The following is a 16359-nucleotide window of genomic DNA, read 5'->3' on the forward strand; positions in this document are numbered from 1 at the left end:
AGGAAGCTGCCTGTTCACGGATCAACTGCTCGCATTAATACCCCCTTGCGGTATTGTCAGCTCTTGGGTCAGATGCGCCCTCATAGGAGCCGTCGGGGCGGATCAGTACGCAGTCCATACGACCCAATGTATTTGTGAGTTTTTCCAGAGTATAGCCCCGGTTTTGCAGCGCCTGAATCGTGGCGTCGGAAAAGGCTCCATTTTCGAAAATCGTTTTATCGGGTAACCACTGATGATGGAACTTGAGCGCATTAACGGCTTGCTGCATGGTCATACCATGTTCTATAACGTTCAGAATGGTCTGGTATACCGACGTAATAATGGTTGAACCACCCGGCGTTCCCACCACCATAAACAGTTTCCCGTCTTTTTCCAGAATAGTTGGAGTCATCGACGAGAGCATGCGTTTATTAGGCGCGATGGCGTTGGCCTGATTTCCAATTAAACCAAACATGTTTGGAACGCCTGGTTTTACACTAAAATCATCCATTTCATTGTTCATGAAAAAACCAGCGCCACCTATAACCACCCGGCTCCCGTAACCACCATTCAGAGTTGTGGTGATACTTACGGCATTACCCTCTTTATCGACCACCGAAAAGTGGGTAGTTTCGAGGCTTTCGTATCCAGGAATAGTGCCGCCCTTCACGTCTTTACTATCGGTAGCCTTAGCCCATGAGAAATCCGTCCAGCGCGTACGTAGGTAGTCCGGGCTTATTAATTGGCTGACAGGCACTTTCACAAAATCCGGATCACCCAGAAACTTAGCCCGGTCGGCATACACACGACGCTCGGCCTCTATCATTACCTGCACCGTACTGTCGCGATTCCAGCCCCACTTGCGGAGCGGATATGGCTCTGTCAGGCGCATCATTTGTAGTAAAGCAACCCCACCGCTTGAGGTTGGTGGCATCGTAATAACATTGTACTCTTTGTATTTCGCCTGAATTGGCTCCCGCCAGACAGAATGGTAATTTTTCAAATCTTCTTCCGTAATCAGCCCTTTTCCACGAACCATCTCTTCTGCCAACAGCCGGGCCGTTTCGCCTTCATAAAACCCGGCTCTTCCCTGCGCCTGAATCCGCTGTAGCGTTTTTGCTAAATCAGATTGCACGAATAATTCGCCTTTATGCCAGGTAACTGTATCCGTAAGAACGGCACTTTTTAGGAAGTATGTTTTACCAGGGTTAATTGTATTCAGGTCGGTTTTGATCCGATTTAGGCCCAGTGCATCACGTTCGGTTAGCGCAAACCCTTTGGCAGCCAGATCGATAGCTGGCTGTATTACCTGTGCCCAGGTTAGTTTCCCAAAGCGTTTATGGGCTTCGGCCATTCCATCAACTGAACCGGGAACCCCACTCGCCAGATGCCCGCTAATGCTCAAACCGGGTCGAACATTGCCCAGTGAATCAAGATACATATTCTGGGTGGCACGGCCGGGCGCTTTTTCACGATAGTCGAGCGTATACGCTTTACCGACATTATCCCGATAAACCATAAACCCACCACCCCCGATATTGCCGGCACCCGGATACACTACAGCTAATGCAAACTGTACGGCCACAGCCGCATCCACCGCATTCCCTCCCGCTTTCAGGATGTTTAGTCCTACCTGCGATGCTTCGGGATGGGCCGATGCCACCATGCCATTACGCCCGGTTACGCCTACCCGATCAGAGAAAAAGGGTTTTACAGTTGGGTCTTCGTCACGATATTGATAAACACCCTGACTCTGCGTTACCTTCGTATCGGTCGTTGTTGAAGGGGCTTGCGTTTTGCAGGCGGTTACTCCTAACGTAAAAAGCAGGAATGGTAAATAGTATGTACTGCATTGTTTCATAGGTTACGCTTCAGTTAGGTTGTATTAGGCCGTAAACTACAAAAATAACGGTATCCCGCTGATACCCAAATCAACCACTTATCCGCCAGAAGTTTATACTTGTCCGAAATTCGTTGGCGATGCAAACCTCATGTCGTACTTTCATTGCTTGGAACCTTGTAGGCAGCATGGCTCTAGGGCGTGCTAGACTAGGCTGGTTATTCACTTTTTCGCTCTTTATACCAGATGCGATTTATTCGTCAGACTTTTGAAAGTTTTCGGTTCGCGTGGCAGGCACTTCGCTCGAACCTTCTTCGTACAATGTTATCGCTACTTGGGGTAACCATTGGTATTTTTGCGATCATCGCCGTTTTTACGCTGGTCGATTCACTAGAACGAAACATCAAAGAAAGCCTGTCCTTCATTGGCGATAAGGTGGTGTATGTAGAAAAATGGCCCTGGGTCTTTAGTGGCGATTTTCAGTGGTGGAAATATTTTCAACGGCCAGTACCCACTTATAAGGAGTACCGCTTTCTAAGTGAACGACTTGAAAATGCTCAGGCGGTTGTAGCTATGTCTTTCAAAGGTCGGATTACGATCAAAAAGGATAACAACAGCATGATTGCCCTCATTCAGGGAACAACATTGGATTACAACAAGATCTCGGATGTGCCGGTTGAACAGGGTCGTTATTTTACCCAGCAGGAAGTTGACGTTGCCCGCAATGTAACTATCATTGGGTCCGACGTGGCCGAAAACCTCTTTCCAGGTCAGGATCCTCTTGGCAAGTCGTTTAAAATAAATGGCATGAACTTTTCGGTCATTGGTGTTCAGAAAAAGAAAGGTGAAAGCATCCTTAACGTAGGCGGTAATCCAGACATCAAATGCCTGATTCCTTATGGTGCCTTTGCGAAGATGTTTCACTCCCTCAATCCGAATATTACGCTGGCAATCAAAGGGTATGATACGGATGAGGGATTGCTCGAACTGGAGAGTGAAATTCGCGGGTTGATGCGTACCCGACGTGGATTACGTCCTACGCAAGATGATAATTTTGCCATTAACCGACCCGAAGCTGCCGCACAGGCAATCAGTGGTATTTTTTCCGTTTTAACCTTAGCAGGCTGGGTAATTGGTGGTTTTTCGATTCTGATCGGTGGCTTTGGAATTGCCAACATTATGTTCGTCAGTGTGAAAGAGCGCACCAATATCATCGGTATTCAGAAATCGCTGGGAGCAAAGAATTACTTCATTCTATTTCAGTTTTTATTTGAAGCTGTGCTATTAAGCTTGGTTGGCGGGTTAGCTGGTATCTTTCTGGTTTACCTGCTGTCGTTCATGGATTTGGGAAGCCTTGATCTCCAGTTAACAGCGGATAATATCGCATTGGGGCTGGGTGTTTCTAGTATCATTGGCATTATGTCGGGAATTATTCCCGCATTTTCAGCGGCCCGTCTCGATCCCGTAATTGCCATACGGGCAAAGTAAGTAGGATGTATGATGTAGATGTCCAGTCTGAATCCATATATCATATATCTTCTCACTCTCCCTTTGGTGCAACCAGGACAACATCTTCTTTCTCCACAATCACTTGCCCAGGAGCAAGGCCTTTCGGCTTACGAACAAATTTTTTGGGAGTAACAATAACAGGGCATAAGCTATCAGTTCGGCGTTTTGAGTACCATGCAGCTAACTCAGCGGCCCGTTCGATAACATGACGAGGAAAGGTCTTACCGGCCTGGTATTTCACAATTACGTGCGAACCAGATACATCACGGGCATGAAGCCAGAGATCGTCTTTGTAAGCATATTTCAATGTTAGTAAATCATTATTTTTCGCATTCCGGCCAATCAGAATACGAAAGGCATCAATTGTTACTTCTTTAAATATAGGCCCGGCATCATTATTGGGCGAAATTCGGTCCGCCGAATCCGTGAGTAAATTTTGTTGTTTCACATAGCGACGTAGTTCTTTCAGGGTTTGAATTCCGGCTAAATCAACTTTCTGCTGGTTAATCCGCGCTATTTCCACTTCACGGTTGGCTACTATCTCTGTCAAGTGTTTCTCTTCAATTTTTTTATTCTTTGCCTTTCGATAAAAGTTCTCCGCGTTTTTCTGAGGACTTAGGTCAGGCTTAAGTTTTAGGATTATTGGTTGATCGCGATAGAAATCGTATAGTGTTAACCGTTCAGGAGATCTAGCCCCTGGTGCCTGTGGTACATCATGAAGATTTGCCATCAGTATATGTCCCATTTCTTCATGACTCGCTCCCTCTTCACGCGATATAAGTCGTTGCATAGCGCCCGTAAGCTGTCCTTCTGCCCGTTTCTGACGCTTTTCGAGAAGGCGTAATAGGTTTGCTTTCTCATGCTCAAAAATACCTAGTCCGTTATAAGTAGTATAAAACCGATTAGCGGCCTCAATAGGATCGTCAAACTCTTGCAAATAGGATCGATTGGAAGCCTCTCCAGCGTCTGGATCGACCATTGGTAACAGGCTCAAGGTTGGCGTATGATGCAGTTGCGTCAAGTAATACCGGGGGTGTTCGAGTAGCCGCAAAGTATCCTGAATAATAGTCCATTGGGGTTTACCCTCCTCTAGATTTTCCGATTCTTGCTTGCTGATCCATTCATTTACAACTTTCCCGAAGGTTGGAAACAGTTTTCGATGGTCGAAATTAGCCCGCTCGAAAGCCGCATAAGATTGATCGATTGGGCGGTCAATAGACGAGAAAAGGAGATGCTCATCACTTACTAATTGGCGGTTAAACAGATCGACAACCTCATTATTGAAGAAAGCCAGTAAGTTAGGCCGGTTGCCGAAAAATTTAAATACTAATGAGAAACCGCCCTCCAACAAAATAGCCAGGCAGCGCTCGTTCAAAAATGAACGAACACCAATAACTGCCCGTTCCTGCCCCGTTTCTCCAACTACTGTTTCAAATAAATCAACACTATTCGTTCGTGCACGTTGCACAGACTCAGGAAAGAACAATCCAGAGAAATCGGGGCGTAACGTTGCTTTTATGTAGAATGGTTTGTAGTAATTGTTTTTCCCCCTGGCCTGCGCAAAAACGAGCACAACTTCATCACGGTCCTGACTGAAACACTCCATGAATAGGAGCCCCTTTGAAAGTGAGTTAGCAGTCCCTGAAATTAACGCAAAATTACCTAGTAAATGAGATTCGAGGGCTGGAGCAAGCTGCCGTAGAAAGTAATAGTTGGTATGCATACAGCGACAAAAATACGCCTATAATTTCTTAAGCCACTCTATAGTCAATAACTAGTTAAAACAGAACTATATTAAAAATATATATAACTAATCTAACATAATATAATTTTAACTACATACAATGATTTGATTATCAGATTGTTGCTAATATTTCAATATGGTTTTTTTAATAATTGATATTTTTTTAATCAGCTAGCCAGTGTACATTTATTAAGATTTCACTTTGAAGTATAACTAAACTAACTTAATATTGATGCGTTTAACTCAATATATAACCAACCTAATCTTCATGAAAGCAACGCTCTACAGGTTTCTGCAGACCGCTTTTCTGGGCGCAGTTCTACTGCTCTGGGGCTTATCAGCCTCTGCCCAAGACCGTCGATTGACGGGTAAAATTACGGGTACTGATGGTCCCGTACCAGGTGCCAACGTGGTCCTAAAAGGGACCCAAACGGGTACCAGTTCCGACGCAAGCGGTAACTTTGCCTTAAACATCCGGGGCGCCAACCCGGTGCTGGTTGTATCAGCTATTGGCTTTAAAACCCAGGAAATTCAAGTAGGTAACCGTACTGCCGTAACTGTATCTCTTGAAGATGACGCAACTGCTTTAAGTGAAGTAGTAGTAACCGGGTACTCCACTGAAAATCGTCGGGATGTAACTGGAGCCGTATCCACTGTGAAACCCGCTCAATTGAAGGTTGTTCCTTCGGCAAACGTGGAGCAACAGCTACAGGGCCGTGTAGCCGGGGTAACTGTGATCACTAACGGACAGCCAGGTACCTCCAGCCAGGTTCGAGTGCGGGGCTTCGGTTCGTTTGGGGGTAACCAGCCTTTGTATGTAGTTGATGGTGTACCGACCCAGAACATCCAGTTTCTTGCTCCAGATGATATCGAAAGCACCACGGTGCTGAAAGATGCGGCCTCAGCTTCTATTTATGGAGCACGGGCTGCTTCGGGTGTGATCGTGTTGACAACCAAGAAAGGTCAGCGTCGGGCGCAGAAATTAAGTGTTAGCTACGATGGTTTATTTGGTGCTACCGATCCAGGCAAAAGCTTACCAATCCTGAATCCACAGGAGCAGGCCGACTGGAGCTGGCAGGCCCGTAAAAATGACCTGTACCAAGCTGGTACAACCCCCGATGCGACGAGCTTTGCGGGTATTGCCGGTGGTCAGTATGGCTCGGGCTTAACACCTGTTCTGCCAGATTATCTGTTGGTTGGTAGCCGTTCGGGCTTGTCGGCTTCGCAGGTAGATCTAACGGCTGAAGCCGCTAAGTATAACGTCAATTCGGCTAACGGTGCGATTTACAACGTAATTCCATCTAACAAAGCAGGCACCGACTGGTATGCAGCCATTACCCGTGTAGCTCCATTAATGCGCCATCAGCTTGGTTTCTCGGGTGGTACTGAATCGAGCCGATTCTATATTAGCCTGGGTATGCAACAGCAGTCAGGGATTGTTATTAATAATGAATTTAAAAAATACAATCTCCGTGCTAATACCGAGTTCGATATCACCAAGAAACTCCGGTTCGGCGAAAATTTCCAGATTTCGTATGTTGCAACCAAAGGCATTTTGGGCGGTGTGGGAAACCAATTGGGTAATGCTACCAATAACAACTCAAGTGCTGCTTCGGACGAAAATGAAGTGTTGTCGGCGTTCCGTATGCCGCCAATCATCCCGATTTATAACTCCTTCGGTGGGTATGCCGGTACAGCCGCCCCAGGTTTTAACAACCCCCGTAATCCGGTTGCTGACCGTATGGCCAACGCTAACAATGGCAACTTCAACATCTTCGGCTTTGGGAACGCGTATTTAGAATACGATGTACTTCCATCCTTAACCCTGCGCAGCAGCATTGGTGGTACGTATTTCAGCAACTATTTTAATAGCTACGGTCGGGTACAGTACGAAAACTCGGAGAATAACACCACCTACACCTACAGCGAAGGATCGGGTTATGGCTTAGCCTGGACCTTTACCAACACGGCTACTTTCAAACAGAAGTTTGGTCGCCATGACATCTTTGCGTTAGGCGGTATCGAAGCGCTGAACACAGGGCTGGGTCGTAACATCAACGGATCGGGTCAGAACCCATTCTCGCAGGACCCTAACTACGTGACCATCAACACAACCACGCCAGGCGCCACCCGCGGTGTTGGAAGTAACTATTTCCTCGGGAATAAATTTTATTCCTTGTTTGCGCAGGCTCGTTATACCTACAATGACAAGTATATCCTGACGGGTGTTATCCGCCGGGATGGTTCGTCTCAGTTTGCGGCTTCCAACCGGTACGGGGTGTTCCCTGCTGCCTCAGCAGCCTGGCGTTTGTCGGGCGAGGAGTTCATGAAAAACCTACCCTGGGTATCAGACCTGAAAGTACGGGGTGGGTACGGTATCATGGGTAACTCAAACTACCTGAGTGCTACTAACCAGTTTAACCTCTACGGTGGTGGGGCTGGTCAGGGTTATGACCTCGGTGGCACCAATAACTCGATTTCGCAAGGCTTCTACCGGAGCCAGATCGGGAACCCAGAAGCTAAGTGGGAATCCAGTATCACCAAGAACATTGGGGTCGATGGAACCTTCTTCAACAACAAGTTGGAAGTAGTGCTCGATTTCTGGCAGAAGGACACCAAGGATCTGCTTTACCCATTGGCGTTGCCGGGTGTCGTAGGCGTTCGGTCGAGTGCTCCCTACAAAAACGTAGCCAGCATGACCAACAAAGGGATCGACATTCTGGTGACCAACCGGGGTACACTCTCGGGGGATCTGACCTATGAAGTAACGGGTATTGCCAGTTTCCTGGACAACAAGATCACGGCCATTGACCCATCGGTTCCGTACTTTAACGCGGGTGGTACTCGTTTAAGCACCAACGTAGTTCGGAACCAACCTGGTCATGACCTGTCTTCGTTCTTCGGATACAATGTAATTGGTCTGTTCAACAGCAAGGAAGAAGTGGCCGCTGCGCCAACGCAGGATGGTGCCGCTCCGGGTCGTTTCCGTTACCAGGATACGGATGGAAATGGCAAGATCAATGATGACGACCGTCAGTTCCTTGGGAGCCCTATTCCGAAGTTCACGGGTAGTATCACCCTGACGCTGAAGTACAAAGGTTTCGATCTAAACACCAACCTGTACGCATCGCTGGGCAACAAGATCTTCAACAACCAGCGCTGGTTCACCGATTTCTACCCATCCTTCACAGGTGCTGCTATGGGTGGCCGTGTACGGGATTCATGGTTACCAACACACACAAACACCACAGTGCCCATTTTCGAGAGTGCTTCGAACTTCAGTACCAACACCCAGGCCAACTCGTACTACGTAGAGAACGGTTCATACGCCCGGATGCAGTATCTGAACTTAGGCTACACCTTCCCAGCGGTGGTTCTGAACAAAGTGAACCTGAGCCGTTTGCGCTTATCTGTATCGGCCACTAACCTGTTCACCATCACCAAATACTCGGGTCTTGATCCAGGCGTTGGTGGTTCGGCTGACCAGAACTTCGGTATCGACGTGGGTAACTATCCGGTTCAGCGTGGCTACAACGTGGGCTTAAGCTTCGGTTTCTAACATAACTCAAACTCATCTTATTTCTTAGGCAAATCGCACTATGAAAAATCCGATTACAAAGGGGACCGTAGCCACTGCTCTGATGATGCTGGTTACCTTCGCCTGTCAAGATAAATTCCTGGATGTACCGGCCACGGGTCAGTTATCTGGGGCTCAGTTAACCTCCAAAGCTGGTCTGGACGGGCTCTTGGTTGGCGCTTATGCCCAATTGAATGCCCGTGGTTTTTCCCAATCCGCCAGCTCGTTTAACTGGGTTCGCGGTAGTGTTTCCGGCGGAGATGCCAACAAAGGCTCTAACTCCGGGGACTTTAACGCCCTGACGCCATTTCAAACCTATGGCATTTTAGCCACCAGCGGTGAAGTAAACGCCAAATGGAACGCTATGTACGAAGGAGTTGCCCGGTGTAATTCGACCTTGCGCTCACTGGCTTCAGCCGGTTCAGATGTAACGGCCGCCGACAAAGCCCGCATCTCGGGGGAAGCTCGCTTCCTGCGCGCTCACTACTACTTTGAACTTAAGCGTTCGTTCAACAAAGTTCCGTATGTGGATGAAACGAAGGATTACGGTACGGGTATTGAAGCCGTCCCCAATAGCGCCGACATCTGGCCTAACATTGAGGCTGATTTCAAATACGCTGTTGACAACCTGCCTGCTAGCCAGGGAGCCGTGGGCCGGGCCAATAAATGGGCGGCTACAGCTTATCTGGCTAAAACGTACCTCTATGAGAAGAAATACGCTGAAGCCAAAGCGCTCTTCGATCAGGTCATCGCCAGTGGAGTTACCTCGGATGGTAAAAAGTATGCGTTGAATACAAACTTCCAGGATAACTTCAATGCTGCCAAGGATAACAGCTCGGAGTCGGTGTTCGCTATTCAGGCGGCTGCCAACGCGGGTAACTCAGATAATGCCAACCCTGACCTCGTACTGAACTTCCCTTACAACACGGGTTCTAACGGTCCGGCTGGTTGCTGCGGATTCTTTGCCCCTAGCTTTGAACTGGCCAACTCGTTCCGGGTAGATGCCAATGGCTTACCCTTACTGGATGGCTCCTACAATTCAGCTGCAAACCAGTTGAAAACTGACCAGGGAATTGCGTCAAGTGCGCCGTTTACACCCGATGCGGGTCCAGTAGATCCTCGTCTGGACTGGTCGATAGGCCGTCGGGGTATTCCTTACCTGGATTGGCAGGTGCACCCAGGTCTGGACTGGATTCGTGACCAAGGTTTTGCTGGTCCTTACTCACCGATCAAGTTTGTGTTCTACAAATCGCAGGATAAAGTACTGACCGATGGTAGCTCGTGGACGGATGGTTACTCGGCCATCAACTACAACATCATCCGCTACGCTGACGTGCTGCTGATGGCGGCTGAGTGCGAAGTGGAAGTAGGTAGCTTAGCAACCGCTCTATCGTATGTAAACCAGATTCGGAGTCGTGCCAAAGGCACTGCTTACGTGAAAACGGCAGCTGGTGCTAATGCAGCTAACTATCAGATCGGTTTGTACACAGCGTTTGCCGACAAGGCTGCGGCTCGTACGGCGATCCAGTTTGAGCGGAAGTTGGAGCTGTCGGGCGAAGGTCACCGGTTCTATGACCTGGTTCGTTGGGGCACGGCCTCTACGGTGTTGAACGCCTTCATTGCTTACGAAGGCAAACTGTTGCCAGTGGGTTACACGGGTGCTAAATACACCACCGGCAAAGATGAGTATCTGCCGATTCCGCAACAGCAGATTGACTCTCAGGGCAAGAGCATACTTGCTCAGAACCCAGGGTACTAAGCCAATAGCTTACCTAAATAATACAGAAAAGCCCGTCCTAACTAGTTAGAACGGGCTTTTCTGTATTAAAACAATCTGCCTTTTGGCTAGTTATTTAGTCTATACAACAAATAGACAATTATCATGGCTAATCACAAAACCACAGATCAGCCGGGCTCTAATGATTTGCAGCCCGGCCGCGAACGAAGCCGCAATCAAAACGCTCAGAACAGCGGTGGTCAACGGCCTAATGGCGAGAAAACAATGACCAATGCCAACAAAAATAAGCAGGGCCCCGAAGACGAACACCTGTGGCCAACTGAGAGTAAAGCCGAACTTACTGAAGAACGGGGAGGTCACAGCCACTCAGGACACAGTGGCGACCGTAATGGAAGTAGGAAGTAGGTCCTAATGAATAATAGGGGTCGCCCGTGCGTAGAATGGATAATGAGTAGTGTTTCACGCCCGTGGACTTCATTATCCATTCTACATTATTCATTATTCATTATTCATTGCCCATGGATATAAACCAACTCCGCGCAGAATTAAGACAGGAGCATAAAGATATTCTGGCCTATTGGCAACGGTATGCACCTGATGCCGATCACGGTGGATTCTATGGTCGAGTCAATTACCAGAATCAACCTGATCCTAAAGCAGACAAAGGCATCGTACTGAACGCCCGTATCTTGTGGACATTCTCTGCGGCACTTCGGCATACCCATCACGAAGAATACCGAGCCACCGCCAATCAGGCTTTCCAATATATTCGTCAATATTTTATCGATCCGCAGTATGGTGGCGTGTATTGGTCAGTTGATGCGATGGGCCAGCCCAAATATCCCCTTAAGCACTCCTATGGCGAAGCTTTCGCACTTTACGGCTTAAGTGAATATGTACATGCCACAAACTCCGCTCCTGCCCTAGCCCTCGCGAAGACTCAATTTCAACACATGGTGAAGCATGCCTTTGATCAAAACAAAGGCGGCTTTGTCGAAGCCCTCAACCAGGATTGGTCACCGGCAACGGATTACATCATTAGTAAATACGACAATCAGGAGATAAAGACGATGAACACGCACCTCCACATTCTGGAGGCTTTCACCTGTCTGTATCGCGTCTGGCCTGACAAATCCGTTGCCGATCAGATACGGGGCCTATTGCACATGTTTCTGGAGCATATCATTGATCCGAAAACGTATCGCATGAATTTGTTTATGGATACGAACTGGGCAGTTCGGCGAACGGCAATTTCCTATGGTCATGATATTGAAGCCTCCTGGCTATTACCCGAAGCCGCCGATGTATTAGCGGCTAGAAACCCCGGCGATAAGCCTCTCCAGAAAACAGTTCGGGATGTGGGCGTGAGAATGGCAAGAGCCGCTTCTACCGGGTTCGATCCTACCGATGGTGGCATGAACTATGAACTTGAGCCCGATGGTCACCTCAATAGCGAACGGTCGTGGTGGGTACTGGCCGAGGCCATGGTGGGGTTCATGAATGCTTACCAGCTTACACACGATAAAGCGTTTTTAGATAAGTCCATTAAAAGTTGGGAGTTCATCAAAAAATATCTGCTTGACCTCAAAAACGGTGAGTGGTTCAGTGGCGTAACCGTAGCGCACAAAGTCCTTGGCAACGACAAAATCAGTATGTGGAAATGCCCCTACCACAACAGCCGGGCCTGTCTGGAAATGCTCGAACGTTTAGAGCATTTGCGGTAATCGAACCCATAATCCATGCGCGCTGTTATTCATAAAATGCCGCTCCTATCCGAGTTGGCTATGAAAAACTAGTCTAAACAGTTGTGATCATCAGCCGGCCTGGCAGGGGCGGCTCTACGTAATGCTTTACCCAAATACCTTAGAACAAAAATTAGGTTTCGATACCATCCGCGAACGTCTTAAAGAAGCCTGCGTCAGTCCGCTGGGACAGGATTATGTTGAGAAGATTCGGTTTACGGATAATGTACAGCTTATCGACAAACTACTTCAGCAAACAACGGAGTTCAAACAGATTGTTCAGTATGAACCCGACTTCCCGAATAGCAATTACATCGACGTTCGACCACATCTGAGCCGTGTCCGTGTAGAAGGGCTGGCGCTAACTGAAGCCGAATTTTTCGACCTTAAACTAGCCCTTAGAACCGTTCAGGACTGTTTGCGTTTTTTATCCCGCCAAAGTGACTCCAAACGGGATGAAAGTACGAATTTCCCATTCCTTCGCGAATTAGCGGGTCCAGTTGGCGTCGATAAAAAGCTGACGGAAGCCCTTGAGCGCGTCATTGATGATCGGGGAAATGTCCGGGATTCTGCTTCGCCCGAATTAGCCAGCATTCGTCGGCGTATTATCGGCGAGCAGGCTAATCTGCGCAAACGGCTCGATAGTATCATTCGGCAGGCCCGGCAAAATGGCTGGATTCCCGACGATCTCTCGCTAACCGTTCGCGGAGGACGGCTGGTAATACCCATTGCCGCCGAGCACAAACGCAAGATCAAAGGCTTCGTTCATGACGAGTCGCAAACGGGGCAAACAGTGTTTCTCGAACCCGCTGAAGTCTTCGATGCCAACAACGAAATTCGGGAACTGGAGTATGCAGAACGACGCGAAATCTATCGTATTCTGCTCGCCCTTACTGACCAGGTTCGCCCCCATTTAGACGACTTAAGAAAGGCGATCAATTTTCTGGCGCAAATCGACTTCATTCGGGCAAAGGCCAAATTGGCTGTTCAATTGGATGCGATCATGCCTAAGCTCCACGACCGACCTTTTGTTAATTGGATCAATGCCCGGCATCCATTGCTTTATCTCTCATTTTCGAAGCAGGGGAAAGCGGTTGTACCCCTCAATGTTCGGTTAGATGAGAAAGCGCGCATTCTGATTATTTCAGGGCCGAATGCAGGGGGTAAATCCGTTGCCCTTAAAACAATTGGCTTGTTGCAGTACATGCTGCAATGCGGGTTACTTATACCGATGGCTGAGTACGCAGAAATGGGCGTTTTTCAGAATTTGTTCATCGACATTGGCGACGAACAGTCACTTGAAAATGACCTCAGTACGTATTCGTCGCACTTAACCGCCATGAAACAGTTTCTGATTGGCGCTAACAAACGGACGCTGTTTCTGATCGACGAATTTGGTACAGGAACAGAGCCTGGTTTAGGGGGAGCCATTGCCGAATCCATTCTGGAAGATCTCAACAAGTCCGGCGCTTATGGTGTGATCAATACACACTATACTAACCTAAAGGTTATGGCCGACAAAACGTCGGGGCTGATTAATGGCGCCATGCGCTTCGATGGCGAGCATCTGGAACCGCTGTATCAGTTAGAAATTGGTCGGCCGGGCTCTTCGTTTGCGTTTGAGATTGCTCAGAAAATTGGGCTGCCGAAAGGCGTCATTGATCGGGCGAAAGAAAAGCTCGGTAATCAGCAGGTGAATTTCGAGAAATTGCTGAAAGAACTTGATATCGAGAAACGGGTTTTCTCCGAGAAAAACATCGAAATCGGCATCAATCAACGGAAGCTGGCGCAGCAGTTGGCCGAATATACCGCCCTGAAAAATCGCTTAGACAACGATCAGAAGAAGATTGTTAACGACGCCAAACAAAAGGCGAAAGCCCTCGTTCAGGAAGCAAATCAGCGGATTGAAACTACTATCCGTGAGATTAAGGAAAATAAAGCCGAGCGCGAACCCACGAAGCAGATCCGACAGGAGTTGGAACGGTTCGAACAAAAAGAACTGAAGCCAGAACCCGTTGTTGTCGAAACGCCCAAACAACCTGAGGAGGAGTTTGAAAACGATGGTGGAGCTATTACCGTTGGCAGCTATGTTCGCATAGCAGGCCAGAACACCGAATCCACGGCGGCCATTGGCGAGGTACTGACTCTGCGTGGTAAAGATGCCGAAATCCGTATCGGGGATCTGAAATCGAATGTCAAACTAAACCGACTTGAAAAAGTAAGCAAGAAGACCTTCAAAGAGGCTACTGACGTTCGGGACGACCGGCCCCGCAGCCAGGGTGTTGATATAAACGAAAAGATGCAGAACTTTAGCTTCAACCTAGACATTCGGGGCAAACGGGGTGAAGAAGCCCTCGGCGAAGTTGATCGTTTTTTTGATGATGCGTTGATGCTCGGCTACCCAGAACTCCGCATCGTTCATGGTAAAGGCGACGGTATTCTACGCACCCTCGTTCGGAACCACCTTCGAGGGTATAAACAGGTGGGAAAAATGGAAGACGAACACGCTGATCGAGGTGGCGCGGGTGTGACAATTGTAAAGATGAGATAAATGGTTTGACGTTTGACGTTCGAGGTTTGAAGTTACCTGACACACGAGATTGTTCACGTCAGGCAACTTCAACCTCGAACGTCAAACGTCAAACCCCAAACTACAATTTATGAAAGCAGTCATTTTTGACATGGATGGGGTCATTGTTGACACCAACCCCCACCACCGCATTGCCTGGCGGGAGTACTACCAGCGCAATGGAAAAACCTTAAGCGACGACGATTTTGTACACTATGTTTCAGGAAAACATAACACAGACATTGTTGCTCATTTATTTGCCAATCAATCACTTACTCCCGAAGAGGTACACCGGTTAAGCAAGGAAAAAGAAGCTCTATTTCGAGAATTATACCGCCCCGCCATTACGCCGGTTACCGGATTGATCCCGTTTTTGAAAGCCCTGAAAGAAGCAGGTATCCGCACAGCAGTGGCAACATCGGCTCCGGTCGAAAACCTTGACTTTGTCATGGACGCTCTGAACATTCGGCCTTATTTTGATGCACTACTAAATGAAAGTATGGTTAGCCATCCGAAGCCTGACCCCGAAATTTATCAGAAAGCAATGGCTATGTTAGGCGTTGAACCAGCGGATAGCGTCATTTTTGAGGATTCAATGACGGGTATTCAGGCAGCTAAAGCATCGGGCGCGTTTGTTGTTGGTATGGCTACCACTCAATCTCCTGATGAACTCCGGCCATTCGTAGATGATGTGGCAACTGATTTTACCGAGTTATCACTCGATCGGATACAAAAACTGGTTAAGTTTTTTTAACAGCATTTAACGCTGCCAAGCCGTATTTTTGTAATTATGACCTTGAGTCCGACCACAAGTGTGGTTTTCGAACTTGTTTAGGCTTCACTTACCGACTGTCTTATGCCCTACAAACGCCTTTTCATTCTTTGCGTTGCCAGTTTCCTAAGTTGGTCAGGTAGCGCGTGGGCACAAGGCAAATACGTAATTGGAACAGTCATTGACCAAACCACTAAAGGTCCTGTCGACAAGGTACTGGTTGTGAATCAACGCACCCGGCAGCGGGCTCGTACCAATGCAAGTGGACGTTTTTTCCTCACGATTCAACCGGGCGATTCGCTTATTTTAACCAGCCAGCTTTATAACCGTACCGGTATCCGTTACGATGGATCAGATAATCCAACGATTGTTGCCCACGCGCTTCCACCTATGCCCTACCGAGTGGTTGACCTTGCGGAAGTAACCGTAACGGGTAAGCGCTATGAAGAAGTTAAACGCGAAATTCAGCAACTACTCGACGAGCCAACAGCCTCGAAAAAAGTAACGGGTGAGCAGGCCTTTGATCGGCTAGCCGATGGCGCGGGCGTAACTTTACTTTACGAAATGTTTGGGAAAAGGCCTAAATCAGATCGGAAGGCCTATTATATCATGCAACAGGATCGGCGGCATGCACTGGCCCTGGAGCGATTCCGGTTACTGGTTGAGCAGTCAACAACGCTACGAGCTGATGAAGTTGATCGGTTCTTCGACTTCTGCGATTTTGATGATGATTACCTGCTTAAAGCTGAAGATTACGACCTGATAAACACTATTCAGCAGCTCCGAAATCGCTTCCAGAACGGGATTAATCGGCGTCCCAGTCGGATTGCACCCGACCCAAATCAGTCCACGCCTAAACAGCCATAGATTTTTCCTTTCGCGTAAGCAC

The 16359-nt window shown here is 48.1% G+C and carries 10 protein-coding genes; 8 read left to right on the plus strand and 2 right to left on the minus strand.

The features are described from left to right. Positions 1 to 34: 34 nt before the first annotated feature. A complete protein-coding gene (ggt, locus tag EXU85_RS28265; RefSeq protein WP_142775299.1) occupies positions 35 to 1840 on the minus strand; it encodes a gamma-glutamyltransferase in 1806 nt (601 codons plus the stop codon). Positions 1841 to 2065: 225 nt separating this feature from the next. On the opposite strand from ggt, the gene EXU85_RS28270 reads away from it, so the two are divergent. Beyond that, entirely contained in the window at positions 2066 to 3307 is a 1242-nt protein-coding gene (locus tag EXU85_RS28270; RefSeq protein WP_142775300.1) for an ABC transporter permease, read from the plus strand. A 52-nt stretch (positions 3308 to 3359) separates the two neighbouring features. Here the strand turns inward: EXU85_RS28270 and EXU85_RS28275 are convergent, their stop codons facing one another. Beyond that, positions 3360 to 4934 carry an NFACT RNA binding domain-containing protein gene (locus tag EXU85_RS28275; protein WP_371731959.1) on the minus strand — a complete coding sequence of 525 codons (1575 nt, stop codon included), beginning with the start codon at positions 4932 to 4934 and terminating at the stop codon, positions 3360 to 3362. Positions 4935 to 5340: 406 nt separating this feature from the next. Here EXU85_RS28275 and EXU85_RS28280 point away from each other — a divergent pair, with 406 nt between their 5' ends. The 7 genes from EXU85_RS28280 to EXU85_RS28310 all read left to right on the plus strand — a co-directional run bounded on the left by EXU85_RS28280 (position 5341) and on the right by EXU85_RS28310 (position 16337). Next, positions 5341 to 8631 (plus strand): TonB-dependent receptor, encoded by a 3291-nt coding sequence (locus EXU85_RS28280; protein ID WP_142775302.1) that lies wholly within the window; start codon positions 5341 to 5343, stop codon positions 8629 to 8631. A gap of 40 nt (positions 8632 to 8671) precedes the next feature. After that, positions 8672 to 10408 (plus strand): RagB/SusD family nutrient uptake outer membrane protein, encoded by a 1737-nt coding sequence (locus tag EXU85_RS28285; RefSeq protein ID WP_142775303.1) that lies wholly within the window; start codon positions 8672 to 8674, stop codon positions 10406 to 10408. A gap of 123 nt (positions 10409 to 10531) precedes the next feature. Continuing rightward, positions 10532 to 10792 carry a hypothetical protein gene (locus EXU85_RS28290; RefSeq protein ID WP_142775304.1) on the plus strand — a complete coding sequence of 87 codons (261 nt, stop codon included), beginning with the start codon at positions 10532 to 10534 and terminating at the stop codon, positions 10790 to 10792. Between the two features lie 113 nt (positions 10793 to 10905). Continuing rightward, a complete protein-coding gene (locus EXU85_RS28295; RefSeq protein ID WP_142775305.1) occupies positions 10906 to 12111 on the plus strand; it encodes an AGE family epimerase/isomerase in 1206 nt (401 codons plus the stop codon). 121 nt (positions 12112 to 12232) lie between these two features. Continuing rightward, positions 12233 to 14680 (plus strand): endonuclease MutS2, encoded by a 2448-nt coding sequence (locus EXU85_RS28300; RefSeq protein WP_142775306.1) that lies wholly within the window; start codon positions 12233 to 12235, stop codon positions 14678 to 14680. A 109-nt stretch (positions 14681 to 14789) separates the two neighbouring features. Further along, complete coding sequence (locus EXU85_RS28305; protein WP_142775307.1) at positions 14790 to 15452, plus strand: HAD family phosphatase; 663 nt, start codon at positions 14790 to 14792, stop codon at positions 15450 to 15452. A 102-nt stretch (positions 15453 to 15554) separates the two neighbouring features. Further along, positions 15555 to 16337, plus strand: coding sequence for a carboxypeptidase-like regulatory domain-containing protein (locus EXU85_RS28310; protein ID WP_142775308.1), 783 nt, complete (start codon positions 15555 to 15557; stop codon positions 16335 to 16337). Positions 16338 to 16359 lie beyond the last annotated feature (22 nt).

It is taken from the genome of Spirosoma sp. KCTC 42546, from assembly GCF_006965485.1.
GTDB lineage: Bacteria > Bacteroidota > Bacteroidia > Cytophagales > Spirosomataceae > Spirosoma.

Coding starts and splice junctions, on each gene's coding strand:
- EXU85_RS28280 (WP_142775302.1), top strand. CDS start 5,341: ATGAAAGCAACGCTCTACAGGTTTCTGCAGACCGCTTTTCTGGGCGCA.
- EXU85_RS28290 (WP_142775304.1), top strand. CDS start 10,532: ATGGCTAATCACAAAACCACAGATCAGCCGGGCTCTAATGATTTGCAG.
- EXU85_RS28305 (WP_142775307.1), top strand. CDS start 14,790: ATGAAAGCAGTCATTTTTGACATGGATGGGGTCATTGTTGACACCAAC.
- EXU85_RS28285 (WP_142775303.1), top strand. CDS start 8,672: ATGAAAAATCCGATTACAAAGGGGACCGTAGCCACTGCTCTGATGATG.
- ggt (WP_142775299.1), bottom strand. CDS start 1,840: ATGAAACAATGCAGTACATACTATTTACCATTCCTGCTTTTTACGTTA.
- EXU85_RS28270 (WP_142775300.1), top strand. CDS start 2,066: ATGCGATTTATTCGTCAGACTTTTGAAAGTTTTCGGTTCGCGTGGCAG.
- EXU85_RS28300 (WP_142775306.1), top strand. CDS start 12,233: ATGCTTTACCCAAATACCTTAGAACAAAAATTAGGTTTCGATACCATC.
- EXU85_RS28310 (WP_142775308.1), top strand. CDS start 15,555: ATGCCCTACAAACGCCTTTTCATTCTTTGCGTTGCCAGTTTCCTAAGT.
- EXU85_RS28295 (WP_142775305.1), top strand. CDS start 10,906: ATGGATATAAACCAACTCCGCGCAGAATTAAGACAGGAGCATAAAGAT.
- EXU85_RS28275 (WP_371731959.1), bottom strand. CDS start 4,934: ATGGAGTGTTTCAGTCAGGACCGTGATGAAGTTGTGCTCGTTTTTGCG.